Here is a 25568-nt window from a genome sequence, read left to right on the forward strand (position 1 = left end):
GCATCGTGTGGGCAGGCAAGCACGCTCGGGCACCCGCATCCACAGCGTCCAATAAGCAGGGGGCATCACCTCATGCAGGTGCGCCCCGTTGTCGTTGAGCGTGGCCGCTGGGCGGGCTAGGGTGCAGGTCTGCCGCCCCGGAGACCTTCCATGATCTCGCCCGATGCCGACACACAGCAAAAGCGCGCGTTTTTCCGCAAGCTGCACGCGCAGGGTTGCTTCGTGCTGCCCAATCCGTGGGACGTGGGCAGCGCCCGCTACCTGCAGCGGCAGGGCTTCCAGGCACTGGCCACGACCAGTGCCGGCTGCGCCTGGAGTGAAGGGCGGCCGGATGGGGCGGTTTCGCTGCAGGCCACACTGGAACATCTGCGGCTGATGGCGGCCGCGACACCGCTGCCGTTGAACGCCGATTTCGGTGATGGCTTCGGCGCCACGCCACAGGCAGTGGGCGAGGCGGTGGCGGCGGCCATCGACACCGGTATCGCGGCGCTGTCGATCGAGGACGCCAGCGGCGTGGCCGATGCGCCGCTGCGGCCGATCGGGCAGGCGGTCGAGCGACTGTGTGCAGCACGTGCGGCCATCGACCGCGCGGGGGGCGATGTGCTGCTGGTCGCGCGGGCCGAGAATTTCTTCGTCGGCGTGCCGGATCTGGAGGACACCCTGCAGCGCCTGCGCGCCTATGCCGAGGCCGGCGCCGATGTGCTGTATGCACCGGGCATCAGCACGCGCGCACAGATCAGCGCGGTGGTTGCCGCTGCGGGGGCGAAGCCGGTGAACCTGCTGGTGGGTGGACCGACACCGCTGAGCCTGCAGGACATCGCCGCACTCGGCGTGCGACGGGTCAGCCTGGGCGGTGCGCTGGCGCGAGCTGCGTGGGGTGGGTTGATGCAGGCGACCCAGCCGATCGTGCAGGACGGACGCTTCGATGGCCTGCAGCAGGCGGCTTCGGGCGCGGCGTTGAACGCGCTGTTCCGCTGACACACACCCAGGCCTGCAATGGATCCAGCCCGGGCGTGGATGGACGCGCGCCTGCGACTACAGCGCTTCCATCCCACCCCTGGGCAGCGTCACGCCCGGCTCCAGTGCCGGCAGCAGTTGCCGCAGCAGTGCCGGGTTGTCCAGCATCGCCGCGCCGTCCAGAGAGCGCCATTGCGTTGTACCGACGCGTCGCACAGCAACCATGAATGACGTGCTGCGCATCGGCGCTTCGCGCACGCGCAGCAGTGACTGGCGCGGTACGAAGCAGACTTCCTCGTCACCGGCCGCATAGGTGCGGCCCGGCACGCCTGCCTCGTCGCTGATGATGGTGACGCCGGCCTTGCGCAGCGCCTTCACCGTGTCGCGGGTCGCCCGCGCATAGGCCTCGTCGCCACCGGCCAGCTGCTTCAGGCTGGGATGGGTACGCGCGATGATCAGCTCGGTATCGCCACGGGCGAAGGCGCCCATCATCGCCTGCACCTCCTTGCGCAATGCGGCCGAGTCTTCCGGACTGAGTTCACCGGCCAGCGCGGGCGTAACGTCCATTGCCATCGGCAGGGCCAGCAGAAGGGCAAGCAGATACCGGTGCATCGTCGGGCAGCTCAGCGGGAACCGCCGCACTATACGTTGGACGCGAAAACAGCGTCCCATCGGTGGCGCTGGTTTCCCCGGAATCGATACTTACCATTGGTAGGTATTGATGTCTGGAGATCCCCATGCACAGCCTCATTGTCATCGCCCACCCTGAGCCCGGTTCACTGACCCACGCGATGGCGCGTCGCATCGGTGATGCCATTGCCGCGGCCGACACCGGCAACACCGTGGCCTATGCCGACCTGATGGCCGAAGGCTTCGATCCGCGCTTCAACCCGCAGGACCAGGCGTTGTTCCGCAGCACAGGCGCGGTACCCGCCGATGTCGCTGCCGAGCACGCGAGGCTGGATGCCACCGATACGCTGGTGCTGGTGTTCCCGTTGTACTGGTGGTCGTTCCCGGCGCTGCTGAAAGGCTGGATCGACCGTGTGTTCACCAACGACTGGGCCTACGCGCAGGACGCGCAGGGCAGGCTGGTGAAGAAGCTGCAGCGCCTGAATGTGCATCTGGTGGCGCTGGGCGGCGCCGACGCAGCCATGGTCGAACGTCGTGGCTACGACGCGGCAATGAGGACGCAGATCGACATGGGCATCTTCGACTATTGCGGCGCACGCGTGCTGTCGTCCGACCTGCTGTTGGACGCCGATACCGGTGCCGCTGAAGCGCATCTGCAGACCGCGCTGGCGATCGGCCGTAAAATCGGTGTTCCGATGCGCTGATCGCCGTGCTCCGCCGATGCCCGCCAACGCCACCCCCACGCGCCGCCGAATGACCCGGGAGCAACGCACCCGCCAGTTGCTGGATGTGGCCTGGGCACTGGTTCGCGGAGAAGGTACCGGAGCGTTGACGCTGGGGCGGCTGGCCGAGGCGGCGGGCGTGACCAAGCCTGTGGCCTACGATCACTTCGTGACCCGCAATGGCTTGCTGGCGGCGCTCTACGATGACTATGACGGACGCCAGACCGTGGTCTTCCACGAGCGCATCGGCCGCGCCCGGGCGCAACTGGTCGATCGGGCGGCGGCCATCGCCTCCGGCTACATCGACTGCGTCCTCAGCCAGGGCAGCGAAGTGCAAGGCATCCTCGCCGCGCTGGTGGGGGCGCCGGAACTGTATGAGGTGCGACGGCGCTACCAGCAGGATTTCATCGACAACTGCCAGGTCTGGCTGGGCCCGTTCGCAACCGGCGGCACGGTGTCGCTGGCGGGGCGCTGGGCCATCCTCGGTGCGGCTGAAGCCCTTTCAGAGGGTGTTGTTGCCGGCGCGTTGGACAAGGCCGGTGCCGTGGCCGAGCTGCAGCGGCTGATCGTGGCGACGGTCAAGCGGCGCTGAGCCGCACGAGCGGTCAGCCGCCGGCCAGAGCGGCGAATCCCGCGGCCAGCCGGTCGCGCACCAGTGCGTCGCGCGCGTCGCGGCTTGCAGAGCCCAGCACCACGGTGATCAGCCGTACCGGCTGGTCCCGCCCGGGTACTGGCCGGCACGCGGTGGCGGCCAGGCAGAAGCCTGCGGCCTGGGTGTAGCCGGTCTTCAAGCCGTCCACGCCGTCTTCGCCGAGCAGGGCGTTCTGGTTGCTGCGGTTGAAGCTGCCATGGGCGAACGCGCGCTGCGCGGTGATCGCCAGGATCTGCGGATGATCGTTCAACAGGCGGGCGGCCAGCACCGCCATGTCGCGCGCGCTGGAGGCATGGTGCGGTGTGGTGATGCCCGACACGCTGGCAAAACAGGTGCTGCCCAGCCCGAGCTGGCGTGCGTGCCGGTTCATGCGTTCCAGGAATGCCGCCTGCGATCCGTCCAGGTGGCGCGCGATCGCCAATGCAGCGTCATTGCCGGAAACCACCATCAACCCTTCCAGCAGGCGCGCCAGGGAGATTGTCTCGCCGGGCACCAGGCCCATGCGCGTTTCATCGTCGGCGACCGCATGCACGTCGTCGGCGGCGATGGGGACTTCGTCGTCCCACGAACGCCCGCGCTCTTCCACACATTCGTAAGCCGCATAGGCGGTCATCAGCTTGGTCAGCGAAGCCGGTTGCCTGGCGATGTCCGCGTTGTACCGGTGAATCACCGCAAAGGTGGCAGCTTCCAGAGTGATGGACGAGGCCGGTAGGGGGGGCAGGTGCAGCAGAGGGCATGGCGGCGGTGGTGACAGCGACAGCCAGCAAGGATAGTCCGCAGCGGCTGCATGAAGCCGCACTGCCCAAGCGCCGCAGTGCACACGGTACCGCCCGGTTGCGCCCGGGCTGTTGACGAGGCAGCCTGCGCACATGCAATCGGATATCCGCATCGACGGTCGTGTCTTTGCCTATGTCTTCCCCTGTGCGTGGGAAGACTACGCGAAGATCGGCTTTTCACGTGATCCGCTCGGACGCATCAGCGCATTGCACCGGCGCTGGTTCGAGTTCTTCGACCTCGACGCCGGTGCACTGGTGGAAGCGGAAAGCGAGCGCGATGCGCGGGATCTGGAGCTGCAGCTGCGTTCGCCGTTCAAGGCGCACCGCGCACCGGCGCCGATGACGGTCCAGGACAAGGCCGGAGGCCACACCGAGTGGGTACGTGGTGCCAACCAGGCGTTGTTGCTCGCGGTTGATGCGTTGGGCGAACAGGGCTATCGCTGTTTCCCGCTGAAGGCATGGCTGCGGGCTGCGCTGCGCTTGCGCATGGACCGGCTGCACGACTGGGCGGCGGTGCAGCTTCCGGAAGAGGAAGGCCTGCGGATGCCGGGCGGCCCCGGCGAGGGTGTGCTGCGGGACACCCTCGACGGTTGTCGGGCATTGGATATCGATCCAATGCCGTGGCTGCCTGAACACGTCCAACGCTGGTATGCAGGTTGAAGAGCGTTCAACGGGTTCGCGGCCGCTGAACCGGCGTGGCCGGTTGCGGCGCGCGCGGCGGAGCCGGTGTGGACGGGCCGGCCAGCTGGCGTGCCAGCTCGGCGCTGGCCACGTGGCCGTGCAGGAACAACAAACCGCCGAAGATGTTCATGAGCGCGCCTCCACTTGAGTGGATTGCACGATACGGGCAGCATGAAGCGGCAAGAAGCGACATTTCCGCAAGCGTGACGTGAGAGGATTTCAAGCCTGATGTCCCGTGCTCCGCTCCATGCCCTGCAGGGCTTCGTGGCTGCCGCCCGGCTGGGCAACCTGTCGCGTGCGGCAGCGTCGATGAACCTGACCGTCAGCGCGCTCAGCCATCAGATGCGGCAACTGGAAGAGCGGCTCGGGCAGCCGCTGCTGATCCGCCGGCCGCGGGGTGTCTCGCTCACCCTGGAGGGACAGCGCCTGCTCGACCAGGTGGGGCCGCACCTGGATGCGATCAACGAAGCCTTCCAGCCCTATGCGGCGCGTGCCGAGCACGTGCTGACGATCAGCGCGGTGCCGTCGATGGCGTCGGCGTGGCTGGTACCGCGCCTGGGTCATTTCGTGGCTGAGCACCCACAGATCGAGATCAACCTGCAGTCGAGCGAGCGACTGGTCGATTTCGAGCGGCAGCGCCAGTTCGACGCCGCGCTGCGTCTGGGCAGCGGGCAATGGCCGGGCCTGGTGGTGGAACCGTTGTTCGATGAATGGCTGCTGCCGATGGCCAGCCCGGCGCTGATCGAACGCATGGGAGGGATCGAGCGCGTGCCGCTGAACCAGTGGCCGCTGCTGGGTGATCCGGACGGCGCCTGGGGCGCGTGGTTTGCATTGAGTGGGCAGAGTGCGCCGGCGCGGTTCGTGGCGGTGCTGGATGATTCGGAGGCGCACCATCGCGCCGCTCTGGACGGCGTGGCCCTCGGCCGAGTGACGCGGGCGAGGCTGCTGCTCGACTCCGGCCAGCTGGTCGCACTGTCCAGCCAGCGCCTGAAGACGGCGTGGCCGCATTGGTTGGTGTACCCGCAGCGCTCGGCCAGCCATCGCGGCTTCCTCGCCTTCCGCGACTGGTTGCACGCGCAGGCTGCTGAGCATGTGCGACACATGGCAGACGCGCATTTGTAGAGTCGAGCCATGCTCGACTGCATGTGTCCCGCAGTCACCGTACCAGCGTGACCGCCTGCCCGCCACGCGCGAACGCTTCCTCCAGCAACGGGCCCGCCTTGATCGCTTCCACTTCCTCGAACAGCGCCCGCAGTGCATCGGCGGGGCGCGAGGCCGGCGCCGCGACCGCCTGCTGGATCACGGTGAAACGGTCGGCCAGCACCCGATGGCCGGGATGTGCCTTCGCCCAGGCCGCCAGCGGCTGACGCACACCGGCCGCGGCATCCAGGCGCTGCTGATCGAACAGGGTGATGGCCGCCGCCGACGTCTCAGCTCGCTCGATCATCGCCTGGCGCAGTTCACGGCTGAGAAACAGGTCGTAGGCTGCACCGCGGCCCACCGCGATGCGCAGCCCCTCGCGGTCGAGGTCGGCCACCTGCTGCGCAGGGCTGTCCTCGCGCACCAGGTAGGTGCCTTCGATCTCCACATAGGGGGCGCTGAAGGCGATGCGGTCGGCACGCGCCGGATCGATCGCCAGGAAGGCCAGATCCCAGGCATCTTCGGCGGCCGCGGCAACCACCGAGGCTGCGGCGTCGTGGCAGGTGAAGCGGGCCTGCACGCCCATCCGTTGCGCCAACGCGGTCGCCAGTTCCAGTGATGGACCGCGCGGTGAGCGCGCATCGCCCTGTGCCAGCACAGGGTTGCCCAGGTTGATCGCCACGCGCAGGAAGCCGTGCGGTGCCAGCGTACGTCGATGGTCGGACAGGGACATGCAGGACTCCGCGCTGAGGGCGCTCCCAGCATGCCATTGCTGCCCTGCAAGGGGCTACCAGTGTCCGGTTATGCTGCGGACATGAACCCCATCCTGCACGTCGAGATACCGGTCACTGACCTGGCCCGGGCCATCACGTTCTACCAGCACTGGCTGCAGGTGGCGGTGGACGAACCGATCCTGCAGCACGACTGCCGGATGGCCTACCTGCCGTTTTCCGATGAGGCCGCCGGTGCCAGCATGGCGCTGGTGCGGGGGGCCGACTATCTGCCCTCCGTCCACGGTGCGCGCATCTACATCGGCGTCGATGACCTGGAGGTGAGCCTGGAGCGTGCACTGCAAGCGGGCGCTGCGCTGCGCTTCGGACCGGCCGACGCGGGCGACTGGCGCGTGGCCGAGATCTTCGACAGTGAAGGCAACCGTATTGCGCTGCAGGCGCGCGCGGTTGCGTAGAGCCGAGCCCATGCTCGGCTGCTGTTGACCCAGCAGCCCAAGCTCAGCCGAGCATGGGCTCGGCGCTACAAGGTTGCGGCGCGCGAGCGCTCCAGCCAGTCATTGATCGCCGGGTCAAGCCGCGGGTCTTCGGGCAACTGCATGCCGAAGCGTTGCTGCAGTACCTCGCGCACGTCGCCCACATCGTGCAGCGGACGCTTGTCCGGTGCCTGCCCGGGGCAGTACTCGGTGTAGTTGCCGCTGCCGATCGTGCGGCGCCAGTCCGGCCCGGTCAGCGATGCGCGCAGCTGGCCGGGGAAGCTGGAATCGGGATGGGTGCATACGTACCAGTTGCCCACCACGTTGTCGATTGGTGCCGGCGCCTGCAGGTCGAACCGATACATCGCCCGCCAGCCATCGTGGGACTCGGCCGACAGCACGAAATCACCGTTGCCAGGCAGTCGGCGCAGCAGGTAGCGCTCGTGCGGCGTGGCCTGTGGCTGCGGATCATGCAGGCGCAGCGGCACGGTCGGGGTCAGGCTGCCGAAACCGGCATCCACCAGCCAGTCATCGCCGTCCACCTGCACGCGCAGCAGCAGGTGGGTGCGTGCGGTCAGTTCGCCGTCCTGGGCGGCCAGCAGCACGCGCGCGCTCAACGGCTGTGCATCGAAGCCCAGCGCCTGCAGCAGTGCCAGCAGGCCGCCATTGAGTTCGAAGCAGTAGCCGCCACGACGGTCGTCGAGCAGCTTGCGCTGCACGCTGTCCAGGTCGATCGGTACTGCATCGCGCAGCAGGCAGCTGAGGGTTTCGAACGGCAGCAGTGCGTTGTGGCGCTGCTGCAGCAGGGTCAGGCCCGCCAGCGTCAGCGGTGGCGGTGCATCCAGCTGCAGGCGTTGCAGGTAGCGGGGGACATCGAGCGTCGTCATGGAGACACCGGGCGGGGAAGGGATGTCCACTGTGCTCCCCCAACCGGGGTTGAGGTCAAGCGCGGTGGCGCGGAATAGCGTCAATTGGCGCCGGCTTGAGAGAGGAGGGCTCTGGCTTCTTTGCCTCGGGGATCGGAATCAAAAGAAACTCATTACGCTCATTAGGCTGGATAACTTTTCCAACTGCGTCGTAGCTCTGCAGAGGGAACAGGGATACGCGCGTTGTGAAAGCGCCCATTACTGCGACCGGAACCCCCAGAACAATTCCCGCCCAAGAGCCATGCATGGCGGAAAGCAGGCCTTCAACCCAAAGCACGCTGCCGAACAGATAGAAGATCATGCCAGTAGCAGCGGCAGCGTATCGCCAGCGGCGCTCTCGCTTGGGCATGTGAAATTCAATGCCGGCGCCATCCATGCTGCGCCGTGCCAGTGTGCTTATGCCCCTGATATGGCGCCATTTTACGCTTGGCGAGTAGCAGCGCATGAGGTTGAAGTAGGCCCGGCGCTCCTCGCGCCCGACCAGGAGGCCATAGCGCCCTCGAAATGCCTCCTGCAACGTGGACTCCTTTACCCAGCTTGCTTCCAGATCATCCTCTGAATGATCCGCGATCTTCAGCAAGTACTCGCGATCCCGATGCTTTGACTCTCTCCAGCGGTGGAAACTGTCCATAGGAGGTCCGAAGAACCAGCGCACGATAGTTGCGAGGACAACTATGACAGTACCGATCCCGACAGGGATGCCAAGCGTCTGAATCTGATTCAGTACCGTGCTGCTAAGCATGGCTGCAGTTGCTCCAAGGTAGTTGTGTGAAACGTAGTTCTATCAGTCGGGATTCTCAGGAGATGAGAAATGGAGGTGATCTCTGTCATCGCATCGTCGCTTGTTGCCGGTACAAGAAGCGAGATCGGATCCGCGAAGAAGAAAATTAGACCTAAAGTTTCTTCGCATACGGCCGATACAGGTGCGTCTTTCCACCTGGAGTCTGTCATGTCGGCCGTTGTCCCCCACCTCCGGTCCCTGCGCACGCGCCTTGCTGCGTTGCACTCGGCGTCCCCTGGGCTGCTGCGCTGGCTGCAGCCACATCGGCTCAGCGTGGCCAACAAGCTCAAGGCCACACTGTGGATCTGCGGCCTGGGCCTGGTGGCGATCGCTGCTGTCTACGCCTGGACTGGCCATGCCAACGCACTGGCTGCGCGCAGCCAGGCCAGCTACCAGCGCGGCAGCGATCTGGCTGCCAGTCTGTCCACGCGGGTGGCCGAAGCGCGTCGCCTGCAGGCCCAGTACGCACGCAGTTTCGATGATGCCGACCGCGCGCAGCTGTTGGCCACGCAGAAGGCGTTGCAGACCGATCTGCAGGCGCTGCGCGCGATGCCGATGGATGCTGGCCGGCGCAAGGCTCTGCAGGCGCTGACCGAAGCCGCCGACGCGTTCTCGCAGGGTGTGGCCGCCCTGTTCGAACGGGGCGACGAGATGGGCCGTGGTGATGCCGGCCTCGCTGCGCAGCTGCAGCAGGCCGCCGACACTCTGCAGGCGCAGGTGGATGTGCAGCAACGGCCCGCGCTGGCGCTGTCCCTGCAGAAGATGCGAAGGCAGGAGGCACTGCTGCTGCTCGACGGTGATTCCACCCACGCCGACCGCGCCAGCGAGGAGAAGCTGCCGTTCGACCTCGCGCTGGCGGGCCTGCCTGCGGATGTGCAGGACACCCTGCGCACCGGGATGGAGGCGTATCAGGCCGCATTGCTGGGGTATGCCGCTGCCCGTGTCGGCCTGGATGTGGAAGCGCAGTCGCTGCTGGGTGCCGCTGCGGACGTAGCGCCTGCACTGGCCGCATTCCAGCGGGCGCAGGTGGCGGCGCTGGCCAGGGCGCAGGCACGCCAGCAGGCCGGCGCGCGCACCATGAGCGTGCTGTTCGCACTGACCCTGCTGCTGGTGGCCGGCGTGCTGATCACCAGCCTGGTGCTGGTGCTGCGTGCGGTGCGCCGGCCGATCCAGGACACCCTGCGCTTCGCCAGCGACATCGCCGACGACCGCCTCGACACCACCCTGCGCGTCTACAACGCCAACGACGAGATCGGCCAACTGGCCCAGCGCCTGGTCGACATGCAGCAGCGCCTGCGCGCACGCATCGAGACCGAGCGCGCGGTGGCACGCGGCAACACCCGCGTGCGCCAGGCATTGGACAGCGCGCAGACCGGCCTGATGGTGATCGATGCGGAAGGGCAGGTCGCCTACGCCAACCCGGCATTGCTGCAGCTGCTTGAACTGCCGAACGAAGCGCTGGTGGGCAGCGACGCGGTACGCCTGCATCCGGCGTTGGCCAGCCTGGCCGGCGTACGCCAGCGCGAGGAGCGCGAGATCGGCCATGCCGGCGTGCGCTACCAGCTGATCGCCAATGCCATCACCGACGAAGGGCATTTCCTCGGCGTGGCAGTGGAGTGGCGCAGCCGCGCGCTGGAAACGCTGCTGGAAACCGAAGTGGCAGCACTGGTCGACGCCGCCGCACATGGCGACCTGCACGGCCGCATCGCGCTGGAGGGAAAACAGGGCTTCGTGCGCACGTTGTCGACCAGCATCAACCGCCTGCTGGCGACCTTCGAGACCAACCTCGGCGATCTGCAGGCGCTTCTGGCGGCGCTGGCCCGTGGTGACCTCAGCGTGCGCATGGAAGGTGAGCTGCAGGGCGTGTTCGCACGCATGCGCGACGATGCCAACGCCACGGTCGCGCAACTGGGCCGCATCGTCACCCGCATCCAGCAGGCGACGTCCAGCCTCGACACCGGTGTGGGTGAGATCGTTGCCGGTCACCATGATCTGTCGCAGCGTACCGAACAGCAGGCGGCCAACCTGGAAGAGACGGCAGCGTCGATGCACGAGTTGACCGACACCGTTGGCCGCAATGCCGATGCCGCGGGCCGCGCCGATGCCTTGGTGCAGGGGGCGGCCGCGGTGGCCCAGCGTGGTGGCGAGGCCGTCGGCCAGGTGGTCGCAACCATGCATGGCATCAGCGAGGCCTCGCGGCGGATCGGCGACATCACCCAGCTGATCGATGGCATCGCTTTCCAGACCAACATCCTCGCGCTGAATGCCGCGGTGGAAGCCGCGCGCGCAGGTGAGCAGGGCCGCAGCTTCGCCGTGGTGGCTGCGGAAGTGCGCCTGCTGGCCCAGCGCAGTGCCGAAGCGGCCAAGCAGATCAAAGGACTGATCGAGGATTCGGTGGCGCGTGTTGGCCAGGGCAACCAGCAGGCCGAGCAGGCGGGCATCACGATGGGCGAGATCGTTGGCAGCGTGCAGCAGCTGGCCGAGCTGCTGGCCGGTATCCGCAGTGCATCGCAGGACCAGCATTCCGGCATCGCGCAGGTGAAGCAGACCATCGTGCAGATGGAAGCCAGCACCCAGCGCAACGCCAGCCTGGTGGAAGAGGCTGGTGCCTCCACCGCGCAGATGCAGGCGCAGGTACACGCGCTGGCCGAAGCGGTGGGCGCGTTCCGTCTGCAGTCGATGCCACAGGCGCGCGCTGCGGCGGCCTAGCCTGCGGTTCCTTGTCGGCTGGCCGGGAATCAGCCGAGCGTCGGCTCGGCTCTACATCGGCTGCAGGCACACTGTAGAGCCGAGCCCATGCTCGGCTCGGGCCAATGCGCGCTGGCAGGAATCAATACACGTCGCGGCGGTAGCGCCCGGTCTCCAGCAGCGTTTCCACTGCTTCATCACCCAGTGCTTCGCGCAGCACCTGGTCCACACCTTCGGCCATGCCCAGCAGCGAACCGCAGACGTGGATGACCGCACCGCGCTGCATCCAGTCGCGCAGGGCATCGGCTGCTGCACGCAGGCGATCCTGCACATAGCCGCCCTTACCATCGCGCGAGAACGCCAGGTCCACCCGCGCGAGATGGCCATCGCCCTGCCACGCTTCGATCTCATCGGCGAACAGGAAGTCGTGCGCGCGCTGGCGTTCGCCGAACAGCAGCCAGTGCCCGTGCTCACCTGCATGCGCGGCTTCGCGCAGCAGGCTGCGCAGGCCCGCGATGCCGGTGCCATTGCCGATCAGCACCATTGGCGCACCTCCAACGCGATGGAAACCGGGGTTGCGGTGCACACGGGCCACGATGCTGGCACCGACAGGCGCATGCAGCGACAGCCAGCCCGAACCCAGGCCGGTGCGTCCGGTTTCGTCATGGACCAGCCGTACCACCAGTTCGACCGCACCGTCATCCGTACAGGATGCGATGGAGTACTCGCGCCCCGGCAGCAGTGGCAGCCCTGCCAGCCAGAGGCAGGCATCCTGCACCGCCAGCGCAGCATCGGCATCGGGCAGCTCGCGCTCGCTGGCCAGCGCCAACAGCGTGCGCGGCTGGCCGTCAATCAGCAGCGGCTGCTGGGGATCCAGCCCATGTGCCTTCAGCACCGCAACGGCGTGCCGCGCGTTGTGGCGGGGCGCGATGTGCAGGATGTCGCCCGCCTGCCACTGCACATCGGCCGGTGGCACAAGACGGATGTGCCAGATGGCGCCGCCCACGCTGCCTGGATTGAGGCGGTCACGGCCGAGCAGGCGCCACTCGTGCATCTGCGTCGCGGTCGGCAACACGCTGTCATCGGTGGCGATGCCGGTCAGCGCGCCGAGATGTTGCTGCCACTGGCGCAGCGCCGGTATCGCAGCGGCATCGACATCGATGCGCTCGAACAGCGCACGTGCCCCGTTGCCCAGCAGCCAGCCATCGAATTGGCGGCCAAAGCCGCAGTAATGCGGGTACTGGCGGTCACCCAGGGCGAGCAGGCCGAACTGCAGGCCCGACAGATCCGGCGCTTGTGCCAGCAGCCGTCGCGCAGCGCCCCGCGCCGCATCCGGAGGTTCGCCATCACCAAAGGTGCTCAGCACGAACAATGCCTGTGCGGTGCGTGCCAGCCGCGCGGCATCGACGCGGGCCAGCGGCAGAACCTGCACTGCATGGCCGGATGCTTGCAGCTGCGCGGCAGCGCGCCATGCGAGTTGTTCGCCCAGTCCGCTCTGGCTGGCATGCACCACCAGCCACGGCGTGCCATTGCCATCTGCAGGTGTTGCTGGCAGCGACTTGCGCAGCCCGCGCGCAGCGCACTGGCTGCGGCGCCGGTCCAGGTACAGCAGCCAGCCAGTGATGAAGAACAGGCTCATGCCCAGGCTGCTGAGCATCACCACCACCCGCCCGGGCATGCCGAAGTAACTGCCCGAGTGCAATGCGAACACGCTGGTGGCCAGCTGTCCTCCGGTGCCCTGGCGCGCGTAGGGGCGTGAATCGAGGATGGCCCCGCTGGCCGGATCCAGCTGCAGCAGATCGTGCGCGCGGTCATGCCGCCCACCGCGCTGCGACGGGTCACCGGCCATCACGCGCACATTCAGTACCTGCCCCGGTTTCTCCGGCAGACGCAGGTCGATGTAGCCGGTGCGCACGCCGGGCAGCGCATACAGCGTGGCTTCGATGCGCTCCAGGTCCAGGGCGGCGTCGGCGGCGACCTTGTGTTTGGCGGCCGGTGCGACGCCCAGCAGGGTGTTGGCGGCGCTGCGGTACCAGTCGAAGGACCACCACAGGCCGGTCAGCGCACTCATCAGGTAGATCAACAGCACCCAGGTGCCGGCCACGGAGTGCAGGCTCCACAGGAAGCCGCGTCCACTGCGCTTCCACTCCACTGCCAGCCAGCTGCGCCAGTGCCACCAGCGTCGTGGCCAGCGCAGGTAGAGCCCGGACAAGGTGAAGAACACCAGGGCGATGGCGCAGCTGCCGGTGATCCATTTGCCGCGCTCACCGGCGGCAAGATGCCGATGCAGGTCCTCGACGAAGTCAAAGAGCGCCTGCCCGCGCAGGGCGCTGAAGCGCTCACCGCTGTAGGGGTCGAAGTACACCCAGTGTTCCTTGCCGCCAGCAAAGCGCGCCACCGACGGTCGCTGGCCGGTGGCATCCACGCGCAGGCGCTGTAGGGGGCGATCACCGCCGGCCTGCAGCAGCGTTGCCAGTTCGCTGAGTTCGAGCGGAAGCTGGCCATCAGCATGGTGTTCAGCGATCTCGGCGAAGCCGGGGTTGGCCGCTCGCAGCAGCTCATCCTCGAAGGACAGCACGGCGCCGCTGAGGCCCATCACGGCCAGTACGGCGCCGGCGGTGATGCCCAGCAGCCAGTGCAGTTGGAACAGGACGTTCTTGAACATCGAAGGAGGGGGCCCCGAAGGCTGCCGCCCGCATCCTGCGCAACAGCAAATGAGAATTAATCGCGGAATTCTCCGTGGCGGACGGGCTACGGTCAAGGAGGGTCTTGTTGCAGGGCTTTGCAGCCCTGCACCCGCTACAAGCCGGAGCAACGTCAACGTCAAAAGCCGGCTTTCCGTGGGTTGGCGGGGTGGGTCCGGTTGAGGGGGACGCTGCAAGTACGTCCATGTAAGCTCGGTCGCCGCTTGCTCGTGTGCGCTGTCCTGCGCACACGGCAAGACCAGGGTTGGGCGTCCTGCCCAACCCGCCCGAGGCATGCCTCGGGCCCATGCGGCTCACGCCCCCTCAACCGGACCCACCCCGCCTTCGACAGATTTCCGCGATCTGTCGGAAATACTCTTGGGGTCAGATCCGTTTTCCGTAGGAAAACGGATCTGACCCCGGAATTTCATTCGATATCTGACAGATGTGTCGACCAAGGTCGACACCTACCAACAGCCGGCGGAATCTGTCGAAGGTGGGGCGGTGTGGCTGTGCAGGACCGTTGGCGCCATGGATGGCGCCATCGAGCCCCCATGGGTGAGGGCGCTTTGCTTGCGAAGCACTGCTTCGCAAGCGCCCGAACGCACAGCCGCCAGCGGCTGGGCCGGACCCCGGAGGGGGGTTTACGGCGTGTCCTGCACAGCCACAGCGCCCCGCCATCCCACGGAAAGCCCGCTTTGGCTTTGGCTCTGGCCGTTGCCGTTGCATTGAGCAGGGTGCAGGGCTGCAAGCCCTGCAAAAACCCCCCCTCACTTCACCCAGCTGTCGATCTCGCCGTGGGCGAACGGTCCCAGCTTCGCCTTCACCAGCCGCCCCTGTGCATCGAACAGCACGCTGTAGGGCAGCAGGCCCTGTGTATTGCCAAGCTGCACGCTGGCATCGCGCGGCCCCGGGGTCTCGATCACGATCGGGTAATCCACCGGTACCCGCTGCAGGAAACGGCGCACGTCCTCCGGCGTATCCAGCGCCAGTCCCAGCACCTGCACACCGTGCTCGCCCTGGACATGTGCGAAACGCGCCAGTTCGGGCATTTCTTCAACGCAGGGCGCGCACCAGCTGGCCCAGACATTGATCAACAGCGGGCGACCGCCAGCGTGCTGGCGCAGGTCCAGCGGCCGGCCTTCAAGATCCGGCAGCGACAGTGCGGGCAGGCTTTCGCCGACCTGCAGGGTGGGTGCGGCAGCCGCCACAGCAGGCGCTCCCGGCACGGCCTCAGGCGCCACCGGCGCCGGTGTCAATCGATGGCCGGCCCACAGGCCAAGGCCGGCGGCCAGCACCGCTGTCCACAGCAGCGCTGGCCGTTGCCACTTCATCGTGCGGTGCGCAGCAGCGCTTCCTCCACCACCGCCTGGGTCAGCAGGGTCGGCAGCACGGTCGGCGGCGCGCCGGGGCCGTACACCACGTACAGTGGCACGCCGACGGCCTTGTGCTCTTCCAGGAACGTGGTGATCTGCGGGTCGACATTGGTGTAGTCGCCGCGCATGTACACCGCGTTGGTGCGCTTGAGCAGTTCCTTGAATTCCGGCCGCGACAGCACGGCGCGCTCGTTGGCCTTGCAGCTTACGCACCAGTCGGCGGTCATGTTGACGAACACCACCCGGTTGTCGGCGCGCAGGCGGTCCAGCAACTGCGGTGAATACTCGACCACGTTGTCGCTGGCGGCCTGTGCGGCCCGCGCCGGCGGTGCGAGCTGGGTCACACCCCAGGCCGGCACCAGCGCGCCGATCGCCAGCAGTACGCCCAGCAGTGTCACCGCACGCGAGCCGGTCCAGCGGTTGCGCTCGAACAGCCACAGGCCGAACGCCAGCAGCAGCAGGCCACCCAGCACCAGCGCCATGCCATCCACGCCACGCTGCTTGCCCAGCACCCACAGCAGCCACAGCGCGGTGGCATACATCGGGAAGGCCAGCACGTGCTTGAGCGTTTCCATCCACGGGCCCGGCTTGGGCAGGCGGCGTGCGAGCGCCGGCACGAACCCGATCAGCAGGAACGGCAGCGCCAGGCCCAGGCCGAGGAACAGGAACACGGTCATCGCCTTCAGCGGCGGGGCAATGAACGCGTAGGCGATCGCGCCACCCATGAACGGGCCGACGCAGGCACTGCCGACCACGCAGGCCAGCGCACCGGTGAAGAAGTCACCGGCCGGGCCGCTGCGGCTGGCCAGCGACTGGCCCAGATTGCCGATGCCGCCGCCCAGGGTGAACACGCCGGACAGGCTCAGGCCTACCGCGAACATGATGTAGGCCAGCGCCGCCACCACACCCGGGTGCTGCAGCTGGAAGCCGATGCCGACGGCATTGCCGATCGCGCGCAGGCCGACCATCAACGCGCCGATCACGGCGAACGCGACCAGCACGCCCAGCGTGTACCAGAGCGCGTGGCTGCGCGCGCGCTGCGCGCTTTCGCCGCTCTGCGCCAGGCTCAGCACCTTCAGCGAGAGGATCGGCAGCACGCAGGGCATCAGGTTCAGTACCAGGCCACCGGCCAGCGCCAGCAGCAGGACCCAGACGAACGAACGATCAGGATTCGGCGTCGTCACCGGCGGACGCGTGCGCAGCGCATTGTCGCCCTGTGCATCGGTGGCGAATTCACTGCTGGCGGTGGCGCCACCTGCGGCGGCCGGTGCCGCTGCATCCGTGTTGGGCACGGTTGGCAGCAGGCGCAGCGGGGCGCCGTTGGCGGCTTCGCGCGGTGCACCGTTGGCAGCAGGCAGCGGGTTGATCACGTCATTGCGCGCTGGCGCCTGGTCGGCGCTGGCGCTGACCTTGCCGGCCGGAATCGACAGCTTCACCCGGCGGGTCATCGGCGGGTAGCAGATGCCATCGGTCTGGCAGCCCTGGAAGGTCACCACCAGGGTGCTGTCGACGGCATCAGTGACAGCGCGGCGCAGCGGCAGCGGTACTTCCACCTGGTTGAAGTAGACCGAGACATCGCCGAAGTGCTCGTCGCGATGCGATTGCGCGGCTGGCCAGCGCGGCTTGCCGGCCAGCACGCCGGCGCTGCCTTCCAGCTTCAGCGAGGTGCGGTCGCGATACAGGTAATAGCCGGGCGCTGGGCTGAAGCGCAGCAGCAGCGTGTTGCCGTCGCTGGCGATGGCATCGAAGCCGAACGCCTGTTCCGACGGCAGCGGCAGGGCCTGGCTGTTGTTGGCCGCGCCCGGCAGGCGCAGGCCACCGCTGTTGCCGGCACCGGCCAGCGGGTTATTGAACGGGCTGGCCGCACCGGCACGCGCGGCAGGCACCGCCGCCGCCGCACCGGCGCCCGGCAGGGTGACCTGCACCACGCGCTTCTGCGGCGGGTAGCAGACACCGGCATCGGCGCAGCCCTGATAACGCACTTCCAGGCTGATGGTGCCGGCAGCGTCGGTCGGCGTGCCGGGCAGGGTGGCCAGCAGGCGCTCGCGATAGGTCTCGACCTCGCCGAAGAAATCGTCGTGGTGCTTGTCGCCCTTGGGCATCTGCAGCGCGCCGGCATTGAACGCCGGATCAGCCTTGACGCTGGTGCGGTGGCGATACAGGTAATAGCCTGGCGCGATCTTGAACTGCAGCTGCACCTGGCCACGTTCGGGGGCAGTGGCGGTCAATGCGAACGCCTGGTCCACCGGCAGCAGGTCTTTCTCATCCAGGGCGAAGGCGGGCAGCGAAAGGCACAACAGGGCGCACAAGGCAGCGCCACGCGCAAACAGAGTCTTCAATCAGTGTCCTCCCGGGTCTGTGCCCGGATCCAATCCAGATACGCCGGCAGGCCGGCCCGGGTTTCGACCGCGATGCACTCCGGGAGTTCATACGGATGCAGTTCGACGATCCGGGCGATTGCGTCATCGACGCGGCTCGCGGTGGTTTTCACCAGCAGCTGCAGCTCGGCGTCGGTGGTCACCTCGCCCTGCCAGCGGTAGGTCGACTGCGCGCCATCGAGGCGGGTCACGCACGCGGCCAGGCGCTCGCCGACCAGCGCGTGCGCGATGCGCTCGGCACTGGCCCGGTCCGGGCAGGTGGTCAACAGCAGCAGGACGGGATCGACGGTCGACATGACCATCGAGTATAGGGCCGCCACCGGGCCAGGGCCCGGCGGCGGCCGTGGACCGCTGCGTTGCGCGGTCAGTTGGCCAGCTGGCAGGTGGCCGGCTTGGCCGAGGTGAACAGGGCCGGGGTGGCCCACTCGGGGTGGTCGATGAACGGGTTGCGGTTGCCCTGGAAGCTGTAGACCACGTCATTGCGCGCACGCTCGGCATCATCCGGCGGGTCGGACAGGTGCCAGTCGATCAGGGTCGACAGCAGGCCCATGTAGGCCGGTGAGCTGCTGGTCTTGACGATCTTGCTGCGGTCGTCGGTCAGCTCCAGGTCCGGCTCGGACTGGCCGGTCGCCGCATCCTTGCCGCCCTCGTAGCGGATCGCCATGTACATCACCGCACGCGCCATGTCGCCCTTGCGCTTGCCCCACACCTCGAAGGTGCCGGTGTTGCCGTCCGGCGTGCGCACCCAGTTGGAGTTGCCCGGATAGCCACCGCTGCCGCCACCCTGGCCGTTGTTGGCCTCGGTGGCGCGCTCGCCGCAGCTGGCGTCGCACTTGCCGAACGGCTTGTTGCCACGATCGGCGTTCCACTGCGCGTCGGTCAGGTACAGCATGTGGGTGTCGGTATACGGGGCGTACGGCAGGCCCTTGTCGCCGGTGGTGGTGGCAAAGCCCAGCGAGTTCGGCCAGGTGTGCTCGCGGTTGTAGGTCAGGCCGCTGCCGGTGCCCGCACGATCACTGACCTTGGCGTAGCTGCGGTTGCGGTAGGCATCGAGGATGCGGTTCGGGTTGTTCGGATCCTCGTCGGCGATTTCCAGGATGGTCCAGGTATTGGTGCCCGAGCCGCTGTACGGGTAGGCGGTATGGCCCTTGATGGTGGCGTGCAGCGAGCAGCGCAGCTGGCTGGGGCTGCTGGTGTTGACCCTGGAGTAGTAGCCGGCCGGCACGCCCGGGTTGCCCGGGTCCGGATTGCCGCCGGTGCTGGCCACGGTGAAGGCGATGCGGCTGTCGGCGGCCGGGTGTGCGCCCTGCAGGTCGGTGATGCGCGCGGCGCGGATGTCGAAGCGGCAGGCTTCACCGGCCACCAGCGCGGTGTTGGTGGACAGCTTCACGCTGCGGCCGCTGGCCGGGAAGGTCAGCGGCACGCTGCCGGAGGTGCCGCAGCTCAGCGCGAACGCGCCGCTGGCCAGGTTCACGGTTTCGCTGAACACCACTTCCAGATCGGCCGCAGCCGGGAAGGTGCTGCTGCCCTGCGCCGGGGTGGTGGTGGACACCGACGGCGGCGTGTTCGGGCCTGGCGTGCCACCGCCGCTGAAAGTCTGGCCGTTGTTGCAGCTGCCGAAGGTCTGGCCGGCCGATTCGGCCCAGGTGAAGTGGGTGTACTGGCTGCCGCTGCCGGTCAGCTGCAACGAGGTGCCCGGCGCGGTGCTGTTGGTCTCGGCTACCGGGATGTTCTGGCTGGTCATGCCGGCGGCAGGGCCACCGGAGGCGGTGATGGCGCCCTCATAGCTGAGGAACTGGACCACTTTGCCACTGGCATCGACCAGGGCGATGCCGTCGGTCGGGCCGTTCTGGATCCCGTTGGTCGGGTAACTGACCACGGCGATGGTGGCGCTGCCGCAGCCGGCGGCGGTGCCGGCCGGGACCGGGTTGTTGGCATAGACGGTGGCGGCGGACGGATTGCTGCCGTTGTAGAGGTACAGGCGGTAGCCGGACAGGTCCTCACCGGCAGTGGCTACGACCTCGATCGCTTCGCCGACGTCACCGGCGGCGGTGCTGTCGTCGTAGTGCAGTTCGTTGATGAAGACCTCGGCCTGGGCCGGCGCAGCGGCCAGCGCCAGCAGGCAGGCAGCGGCAAGCGGGGACAGCAATCGCATCGACTCCTCCTTGTGATTGGGAATGCCGGACCGAGCCTAAGGCCGATCCAGTGACACTTTGTCGTAAATGAACGTCAGATGTCTGACAGTGCGACGCTTGTCACCGAAATTGATCTGGACCGAAGCCCTGGCCGAGGCGCGCGGGTGGAAAAATTTTTTTCATTCCGCCCTTGAAAGGGGGCGGCGGGGCTCCATCTCTGCCCTGCTCCCGACGTTGTCGGGTTTCTTCACGTGCGGTTCTGGCACTCGCCTGGGGCGAGTGCTAACATCGCCGGACTTTTTTAGACCAATCAATCACTTAAGAGGTCTCCTATGAGCATCAAGCCGCTGCACGACCGCGTTGTGGTCAAGCCGATCGAAGCCGACGAAATCTCCGCCGGTGGCATCGTCATCCCCGACTCGGCCAAGGAAAAGTCCACCAAGGGTGAGGTCGTGGCCGTCGGCCCGGGCAAGCCGCTGGACAACGGCAACGTGCGCGCGCCGTCGCTGAAGGTCGGCGACAAGGTCATCTACGGCCAGTACGCCGGCAGCTCGTACAAGAGCGAAGGCGTCGAGTACAAGGTCCTGCGCGAAGACGACGTGCTCGCCGTCATCGGCTGAGCCCCGGCGCGACCTGTTCCATCCCCTGATTCCAACACCCAGCCGCCGGGCATGGCCCGGCGCTACCAGATGAGGTAACTGCACATGGCTGCCAAGGATATCCGTTTCGGTGAAGATGCCCGTTCGCGCATGGTGCGCGGCGTGAACGTTCTCGCCAATGCCGTCAAGGCCACCCTGGGCCCGAAGGGCCGCAACGTCGTGCTGGAAAAGAGCTTCGGCGCCCCGACCATCACCAAGGACGGCGTCTCCGTCGCCAAGGAAATCGAACTGGCTGACAAGTTCGAGAACATGGGCGCGCAGATGGTGAAGGAAGTTGCTTCGCGCACCAACGACGATGCCGGCGACGGCACCACCACCGCCACCGTGCTGGCCCAGGCCCTGATCCGCGAAGGCGCCAAGGCCGTGGCCGCCGGCATGAACCCGATGGACCTCAAGCGCGGTATCGACAAGGCCGTTTCGGCTGCCGTCGCCGAGCTGAAGAACATCTCCAAGCCGACCGCCGACGACAAGGCGATTGCCCAGGTCGGTACCATCTCGGCCAACTCGGACGAGTCGATCGGCCAGATCATCGCTGACGCGATGAAGGAAGTCGGCAAGGAAGGCGTCATCACCGTTGAAGAAGGCTCGGGCCTGGACAACGAGCTGGACGTGGTCAAGGGCATGCAGTTCGACCGCGGCTACCTGTCGCCGTACTTCATCAACAACCAGCAGTCGCAGACCGCTGACCTGGATGATCCGTTCATCCTGCTGCACGACAAGAAGATCTCCAACGTCCGTGACCTGCTGCCGGTGCTGGAAGGCGTCGCCAAGGCCGGCAAGCCGCTGCTGATCGTCGCTGAAGAAGTCGAAGGCGAAGCGCTGGCGACCCTGGTGGTCAACACCATCCGTGGCATCGTCAAGGTCGTGGCCGTCAAGGCCCCGGGCTTCGGCGACCGTCGCAAGGCGATGCTGGAAGACATGGCCGTGCTGACCGGCGGCACCGTGATCTCCGAAGAAGTCGGCCTGTCGCTGGAAAAGGCCACCATCAAGGACCTGGGCCGCGCCAAGAAGGTGCAGGTCTCCAAGGAGAACACCACCATCATCGACGGCGTCGGCGACAAGGCCAACGTTGATGCACGCGTGGCGCAGATCAAGACCCAGATCCAGGACACCTCCTCCGATTACGACCGCGAGAAGCTGCAGGAACGCGTGGCCAAGCTGGCCGGCGGTGTTGCCGTGATCAAGGTCGGCGCCTCGACCGAAATCGAGATGAAGGAAAAGAAGGACCGCGTCGACGACGCCCTGCACGCCACCCGTGCAGCCGTTGAAGAAGGCGTGGTCCCGGGCGGCGGCGTTGCCCTGGTCCGCGCGATCACCGCGCTGGCCGGCCTGAAGGGTGCCAACGAAGACCAGAACCACGGCATCCAGATCGCCCTGCGTGCGATGGAAGCCCCGCTGCGCGAGATCGTGGCCAACGCTGGCGACGAGCCGTCGGTCATCATCAACAAGGTCAAGGAGGGCACCGGCAGCTTCGGCTACAACGCGGCCACCGGCGAGTTCGGCGACATGCTGCAGTTCGGCATCCTGGACCCGACCAAGGTGACCCGTTCGGCGCTGCAGAACGCGGCCTCGATCGCCGGCCTGATGATCACCACCGAAGCCATGGTGGCCGAAGCTCCGAAGAAGGACGAGCCGGCCATGGGCGGCGCCGGTGGCATGGGCGGCATGGGTGGCATGGGCGGCATGGACTTCTAAGTCCCCGCTGTCACCCTGCAATGAAAAACCCCGCCGGAAGGCGGGGTTTTTTTGTGGCCGGTCGGAATCAAAGTAGATCCACGCCATGCGTGGATGCCGCTCCCAGGCGGGGATCTACGCGCGGCCCTCGCGCCGCTGCAGCCACAGGTGGGCCACCAGCAGGGCCAGCGCGCCTCCCGCGATCATGCCCTGCACCCACGGCAGCTCCGTGATCGGCGCAAGCAGCAGGCCCGCCGCCATGCCGATCAGACTGGCGCCAGCTCCCACCCGCTGACGTCGCTGCCGATGTGCCGCCTGGCGATGGCGTGCAGCGATGCACAGACGTCGTGCACCCGGCTTCAACACCGCTTCGGCAATGGCATCGATCTCTGGGCGATTCATCCTGTCTCCTGCATTGCATCCGTGTCTGCATGCTGCACGACTGCGGGACCTGTGTGCAACGGTAACGCTTCGATCATCTGACAAACGCCTTCGCCGCGCCGTACTCCCACTGCCACGGCACGCCGGTGTCGCCCAGCACGAACGCCACCAAGGCCGGGAAGGCCGCCTCTGCCCGCACATCGTTGCCCAGGATCACCACGCAGCGCTGGTGCTGCTCCATGCATACCAGCGTATTGCCCACCGTATCGTCGTGGCCGCCCTTGTAGAAGCCTGCGCCCTGCGGGCCGAGAAACGTCACCACGCCCAGGCCAGCCGCCAGGTCCTTGCGCTGCTGCGCCTTCGGCAGCTCCGGCTGCAGGGTGGGGAACTGGCTGGCGGTGGTGATCTGCAGCTGCGGCCGCACCAGCTCCCTGCGCATCGCCGCTGACAATCCATCGCCGCGCACGTAGCCAGCGGCGAAACGGGCCATATCGGCGATGGTGGTATCCATCGAACCAGCCGCACGCACGCGGCTGCGTTCATCGTGCGGCTCTGTATTGCCTTCGGCGGTCCAGCCAGCGGCCAGGTTGCCGGCGAAATCCGCGCGCCACAGCATGCTGGTGCGCGCCATGCCGAAGCGATCGAACACGCGCTGCTGCATCAACGCACCCACATCCTCGCCCAGCCGCCCGCGTTCGATCACGAACTGCAACAGGATCAGTCCTTCTCCGGAATACCCATATCGACTACCCGGATCGAAGTGGAACTTCAGGCGCCCATCGGGCTCCAGAAAGCCGAAGTTGGCAAAGCCACTGGAATGGTTGAGCAGCAGGCGTGGGGTGAGCTGGCGCCAGCGGGCATCTCCGGCCAGCACACTGTAGTCGGCGTACTTCTTCGGTTCCGGTGGATAGTCCGGCAGCAGTTTGTCCAGGGCGGTAGCGATGCTGGCATCCAGATCGATCCGCGCGTCCTGCGCCAGCTGTGCGACCAGATGGCCGAAAGCCATCTTGGTCAGTGACGCAGCGTACATCACGGTGTCGGTGCGCAGCGGCTCGCCTGCGGCGTTGCGTTCACCGTAGGCGGCCACATGCACCACCTTGCCGCCATCGATCACCGCCAGCGCCATGCCGCGCGCGTGGGCCGCCTGCATCAGCCGCTGTGCTTCGGCATCGATGCGAGTGGGCGAGGGCACGGGTGGCGGCGCGGCCAGTACCGCCAGCGGGAGCAGCGTCAGCAACATCAGGGTGGCACGGCACATGCGTGGAACTCCTGGTGGGGCGTGGCGCGATGCTACCGCAGCTTCGGCTGCTTCCACCCCTTGTGCCAGGAGCGCGCCCTGCGTGGATCGGCGGCTGGCCCGGCCAGTCTTGCACTCTGTTGTGGCGTGAATATGATTAGGCGCCTAAACAGAACGGAAATCATGATGCTCGAGGCAAAGCATGGCGCCCTTCTGGACGAGGCCCGGCGGCGCGGCCACGCCAATGTCGCCCAGCTGCATCTGTGCTTCCAGTTGCTGTCGCTGTCCTCGACAATCGATCGCGACTGCGCCGCCCGGCTGGCACCACACGGGCTCAGTGAGGGTCGCTTCATCGTGCTGTTCCTGTTGCATGGGGCCGGCGGCACGTTGCCGCCCCACGTGCTGGCCGAGCGCGCAGGCGTGACCCGTGCCACCATCAGTGGCCTGTTGGATGGCCTGCAGCGCGAAGGACTGCTGCAGCGTCGCTGCGATGCCGAGGATGGCCGCCGCCTGCAGATCGTACTGACGGGACCGGGTAAGCGCTTGGCCGAGACGCTGTTCGACCAGCACACGCAGTGGATCGGTGGCCTGTTCAATGGTCTGGACTCCGATGAACAGCAGCACCTGTCGCGATTGCTGCATAAGGTCTGGCAGCACACCGATGCCGGACGAGAGCCTGCAGCATGAGCCCGGCGATTGCGGCGGAACGGCTGCATGCCCTCAACACTGGCAGCGTCGCCGCCACCCATCTGGCCGAATGCCTGGCAGTGGATTTCGCCGCGCTGCTGCAGGTGGTAGCGCCTGCGCTTGCACCGGAAGCGCTGCAACGCATGCAGGATGCTTCAGGCAAGGGCATCACACTGCGCATGGCCTTGGCTGCGCAACTGCTGCGTGAGGCGGGGCAGGGCGATCCCGTGCAATGGCAGGACCATGCGTCCGACACCGTGCGCGGCTGGGCCTGCTACCTGATCGGCAGCGATGCCCGCGCGACGTTGGCAGAGAAGCTGCAGCAGATGCGCACGCTGGCCGACGATCCACACTTCGGTGTGCGCGAATGGGCGTGGCTGGCGCTACGCACGGACATCGTTGCCGCGCCGATGCAGGCGCTTGAGTACCTGCAACCGTGGACACAGGAAACTTCGCCGTACCTGCGCCGCTTCGCCTGCGAAGCACTGCGTCCGCGCGGTGTCTGGGCCACACATATCGCGCTGTTCAAGCAGCACCCTGAACATGCATTGCCGATGCTGGAAGCACTGGCTGACGACCCGGAACGCTACGTGCAGGATTCGGTCGGCAACTGGCTCAATGATGCCGGCAAGACTCAGCCGAAGTGGCTGCGCGTGCTGTGCACGCGTTGGCAGCACGAGCGCCACAGCGACGCCAACGCCTACATCCGCAAACGCGCACTGCGCTCGCTCCGGTAGTGCCGGATGCTGGCCGACAACCCCGCAACCCCGTCAACCTCAAGGAAGAACCACCATGTCGCACACCTTCATCGAGCTCTATACCGCCACGCCGGCCTGGACCACACTGCCGCCCGAGCAGCGGAATGCCTTCTTCGCCCGTATTGGCGCCGGCATGCAGCAGTTCGATCCAGCCCGCATCACGCCGCTGGCGATGGGCCGCATTGCCAGGGACGTACCGCATAGCAGCGATGAACAGTTCTATGCGGTCTGGCGCTGCGCGAGCCGCGAGGAGGTCGATGCGCTGGTGGCTGGCATTGCCGCTACCGGCTGGCATGAGTACTTCACCACCACCCATGCGGTGGGCGCGATGGACAGCATGGCCCAGCACTTGGCCGACCTGGCCGCCTTGTAGCGGGGCGGCAGACGCCGGCAGATCCCGGTCCTCGGCATGGGCGGCACATGCGCCTGTCACCGATACACG

25 protein-coding genes are annotated in these 25568 nt (G+C 67.1%); 12 read left to right on the plus strand and 13 right to left on the minus strand.

Features of this window, described 5'->3' with window-relative positions:
* The first annotated feature begins 150 nt into the window (after positions 1-150).
* Positions 151-978: an isocitrate lyase/PEP mutase family protein gene (locus AC5P65_RS01760; RefSeq protein WP_111097631.1), complete on the plus strand. Its 828-nt coding sequence runs from the start codon at positions 151-153 to the stop codon at positions 976-978.
* 57 nt (positions 979-1035) lie between these two features.
* Here the strand turns inward: AC5P65_RS01760 and AC5P65_RS01765 are convergent, their stop codons facing one another.
* Positions 1036-1569: a hypothetical protein gene (locus AC5P65_RS01765; protein ID WP_111097632.1), complete on the minus strand. Its 534-nt coding sequence runs from the start codon at positions 1567-1569 to the stop codon at positions 1036-1038.
* Positions 1570-1694: 125 nt separating this feature from the next.
* Between AC5P65_RS01765 and AC5P65_RS01770 the strand changes: the two genes are divergently transcribed.
* Together AC5P65_RS01770 and AC5P65_RS01775 are read left to right on the plus strand one after the other, a co-directional pair.
* Complete coding sequence (locus AC5P65_RS01770; protein ID WP_019660820.1) at positions 1695-2291, plus strand: NAD(P)H-dependent oxidoreductase; 597 nt, start codon at positions 1695-1697, stop codon at positions 2289-2291.
* A 16-nt stretch (positions 2292-2307) separates the two neighbouring features.
* Positions 2308-2901 carry a TetR/AcrR family transcriptional regulator gene (locus AC5P65_RS01775; protein WP_021203264.1) on the plus strand — a complete coding sequence of 198 codons (594 nt, stop codon included), beginning with the start codon at positions 2308-2310 and terminating at the stop codon, positions 2899-2901.
* 13 nt (positions 2902-2914) lie between these two features.
* On the opposite strand, the gene AC5P65_RS01780 is transcribed toward AC5P65_RS01775, so the two are convergent.
* The gene (locus AC5P65_RS01780) at positions 2915-3631 is read right to left on the minus strand and encodes a D-alanyl-D-alanine carboxypeptidase family protein (RefSeq protein WP_258391425.1); all 717 of its coding nucleotides are present in this window, start codon (positions 3629-3631) and stop codon (positions 2915-2917) included.
* Between the two features lie 199 nt (positions 3632-3830).
* Here AC5P65_RS01780 and AC5P65_RS01785 point away from each other — a divergent pair, with 199 nt between their 5' ends.
* Complete coding sequence (locus AC5P65_RS01785) at positions 3831-4397, plus strand: GIY-YIG nuclease family protein (RefSeq protein ID WP_111097633.1); 567 nt, start codon at positions 3831-3833, stop codon at positions 4395-4397.
* Positions 4398-4404: 7 nt separating this feature from the next.
* Here the strand turns inward: AC5P65_RS01785 and AC5P65_RS01790 are convergent, their stop codons facing one another.
* Complete coding sequence (locus AC5P65_RS01790) at positions 4405-4548, minus strand: hypothetical protein (protein WP_019660816.1); 144 nt, start codon at positions 4546-4548, stop codon at positions 4405-4407.
* Positions 4549-4646: 98 nt separating this feature from the next.
* On the opposite strand from AC5P65_RS01790, the gene AC5P65_RS01795 reads away from it, so the two are divergent.
* Positions 4647-5540: a LysR substrate-binding domain-containing protein gene (locus AC5P65_RS01795; protein WP_111097634.1), complete on the plus strand. Its 894-nt coding sequence runs from the start codon at positions 4647-4649 to the stop codon at positions 5538-5540.
* Positions 5541-5574: 34 nt separating this feature from the next.
* Here AC5P65_RS01795 and AC5P65_RS01800 read toward each other — a convergent pair whose 3' ends face one another.
* Positions 5575-6291 carry a transporter substrate-binding domain-containing protein gene (locus AC5P65_RS01800; protein WP_111097635.1) on the minus strand — a complete coding sequence of 239 codons (717 nt, stop codon included), beginning with the start codon at positions 6289-6291 and terminating at the stop codon, positions 5575-5577.
* A gap of 81 nt (positions 6292-6372) precedes the next feature.
* Between AC5P65_RS01800 and AC5P65_RS01805 the strand changes: the two genes are divergently transcribed.
* Entirely contained in the window at positions 6373-6744 is a 372-nt protein-coding gene (locus tag AC5P65_RS01805) for a VOC family protein (protein WP_031270116.1), read from the plus strand.
* A gap of 65 nt (positions 6745-6809) precedes the next feature.
* Here AC5P65_RS01805 and AC5P65_RS01810 read toward each other — a convergent pair whose 3' ends face one another.
* Positions 6810-7649 (minus strand): arylamine N-acetyltransferase family protein, encoded by an 840-nt coding sequence (locus tag AC5P65_RS01810; protein WP_111097636.1) that lies wholly within the window; start codon positions 7647-7649, stop codon positions 6810-6812.
* 55 nt (positions 7650-7704) lie between these two features.
* Positions 7705-8430, minus strand: a complete 726-nt coding sequence (locus AC5P65_RS01815) for a hypothetical protein (RefSeq protein ID WP_111097637.1) — start codon at positions 8428-8430, stop codon at positions 7705-7707.
* A 207-nt stretch (positions 8431-8637) separates the two neighbouring features.
* Between AC5P65_RS01815 and AC5P65_RS01820 the strand changes: the two genes are divergently transcribed.
* Positions 8638-11178 (plus strand): methyl-accepting chemotaxis protein, encoded by a 2541-nt coding sequence (locus AC5P65_RS01820; protein WP_111097638.1) that lies wholly within the window; start codon positions 8638-8640, stop codon positions 11176-11178.
* A gap of 121 nt (positions 11179-11299) precedes the next feature.
* Here the strand turns inward: AC5P65_RS01820 and AC5P65_RS01825 are convergent, their stop codons facing one another.
* From AC5P65_RS01825 to AC5P65_RS01845, 5 genes are all read right to left on the minus strand, one after another.
* Positions 11300-13822, minus strand: coding sequence for a PepSY domain-containing protein (locus tag AC5P65_RS01825; RefSeq protein WP_180832205.1), 2523 nt, complete (start codon positions 13820-13822; stop codon positions 11300-11302).
* A 789-nt stretch (positions 13823-14611) separates the two neighbouring features.
* Positions 14612-15175: a TlpA family protein disulfide reductase gene (locus tag AC5P65_RS01830; protein WP_111104312.1), complete on the minus strand. Its 564-nt coding sequence runs from the start codon at positions 15173-15175 to the stop codon at positions 14612-14614.
* Positions 15172-17556, minus strand: a complete 2385-nt coding sequence (locus AC5P65_RS01835; protein WP_021203212.1) for a protein-disulfide reductase DsbD family protein — start codon at positions 17554-17556, stop codon at positions 15172-15174. Before AC5P65_RS01835 ends, AC5P65_RS01830 begins: the two co-directional genes overlap by 4 nt.
* Positions 17553-17891, minus strand: coding sequence for a divalent-cation tolerance protein CutA (cutA, locus tag AC5P65_RS01840; RefSeq protein WP_010481118.1), 339 nt, complete (start codon positions 17889-17891; stop codon positions 17553-17555). The genes AC5P65_RS01835 and cutA overlap by 4 nt, the downstream gene beginning before the upstream one ends.
* 68 nt (positions 17892-17959) lie before the next feature.
* Positions 17960-19750: an endonuclease gene (locus tag AC5P65_RS01845; RefSeq protein WP_111097641.1), complete on the minus strand. Its 1791-nt coding sequence runs from the start codon at positions 19748-19750 to the stop codon at positions 17960-17962.
* Positions 19751-20062: 312 nt separating this feature from the next.
* Here AC5P65_RS01845 and AC5P65_RS01850 point away from each other — a divergent pair, with 312 nt between their 5' ends.
* Both AC5P65_RS01850 and groL read left to right on the plus strand, forming a co-directional pair.
* Entirely contained in the window at positions 20063-20350 is a 288-nt protein-coding gene (locus AC5P65_RS01850; protein ID WP_005411227.1) for a co-chaperone GroES, read from the plus strand.
* An 84-nt stretch (positions 20351-20434) separates the two neighbouring features.
* Positions 20435-22084 (plus strand): chaperonin GroEL, encoded by a 1650-nt coding sequence (groL, locus tag AC5P65_RS01855; RefSeq protein WP_005411226.1) that lies wholly within the window; start codon positions 20435-20437, stop codon positions 22082-22084.
* Between the two features lie 114 nt (positions 22085-22198).
* Here groL and AC5P65_RS01860 read toward each other — a convergent pair whose 3' ends face one another.
* Positions 22199-22465 (minus strand): hypothetical protein, encoded by a 267-nt coding sequence (locus tag AC5P65_RS01860; protein ID WP_021203215.1) that lies wholly within the window; start codon positions 22463-22465, stop codon positions 22199-22201.
* Between the two features lie 73 nt (positions 22466-22538).
* Entirely contained in the window at positions 22539-23702 is a 1164-nt protein-coding gene (locus AC5P65_RS01865) for a serine hydrolase domain-containing protein (protein WP_111097642.1), read from the minus strand.
* Positions 23703-23867: 165 nt separating this feature from the next.
* Between AC5P65_RS01865 and AC5P65_RS01870 the strand changes: the two genes are divergently transcribed.
* From AC5P65_RS01870 to AC5P65_RS01880, 3 genes are read left to right on the plus strand one after another with little or no spacing between them, the layout of a single operon-like run.
* Positions 23868-24368: a MarR family winged helix-turn-helix transcriptional regulator gene (locus AC5P65_RS01870; protein WP_021203217.1), complete on the plus strand. Its 501-nt coding sequence runs from the start codon at positions 23868-23870 to the stop codon at positions 24366-24368.
* The gene (locus tag AC5P65_RS01875) at positions 24365-25105 is read left to right on the plus strand and encodes a DNA alkylation repair protein (protein WP_021203218.1); all 741 of its coding nucleotides are present in this window, start codon (positions 24365-24367) and stop codon (positions 25103-25105) included. The genes AC5P65_RS01870 and AC5P65_RS01875 overlap by 4 nt, the downstream gene beginning before the upstream one ends.
* A gap of 55 nt (positions 25106-25160) precedes the next feature.
* Entirely contained in the window at positions 25161-25499 is a 339-nt protein-coding gene (locus tag AC5P65_RS01880) for a DUF6616 family protein (RefSeq protein WP_010481139.1), read from the plus strand.
* Positions 25500-25568: the final 69 nt, after the last annotated feature.

It is taken from the genome of Stenotrophomonas sp. YJH_SMC_48-3 (assembly GCF_059369375.1).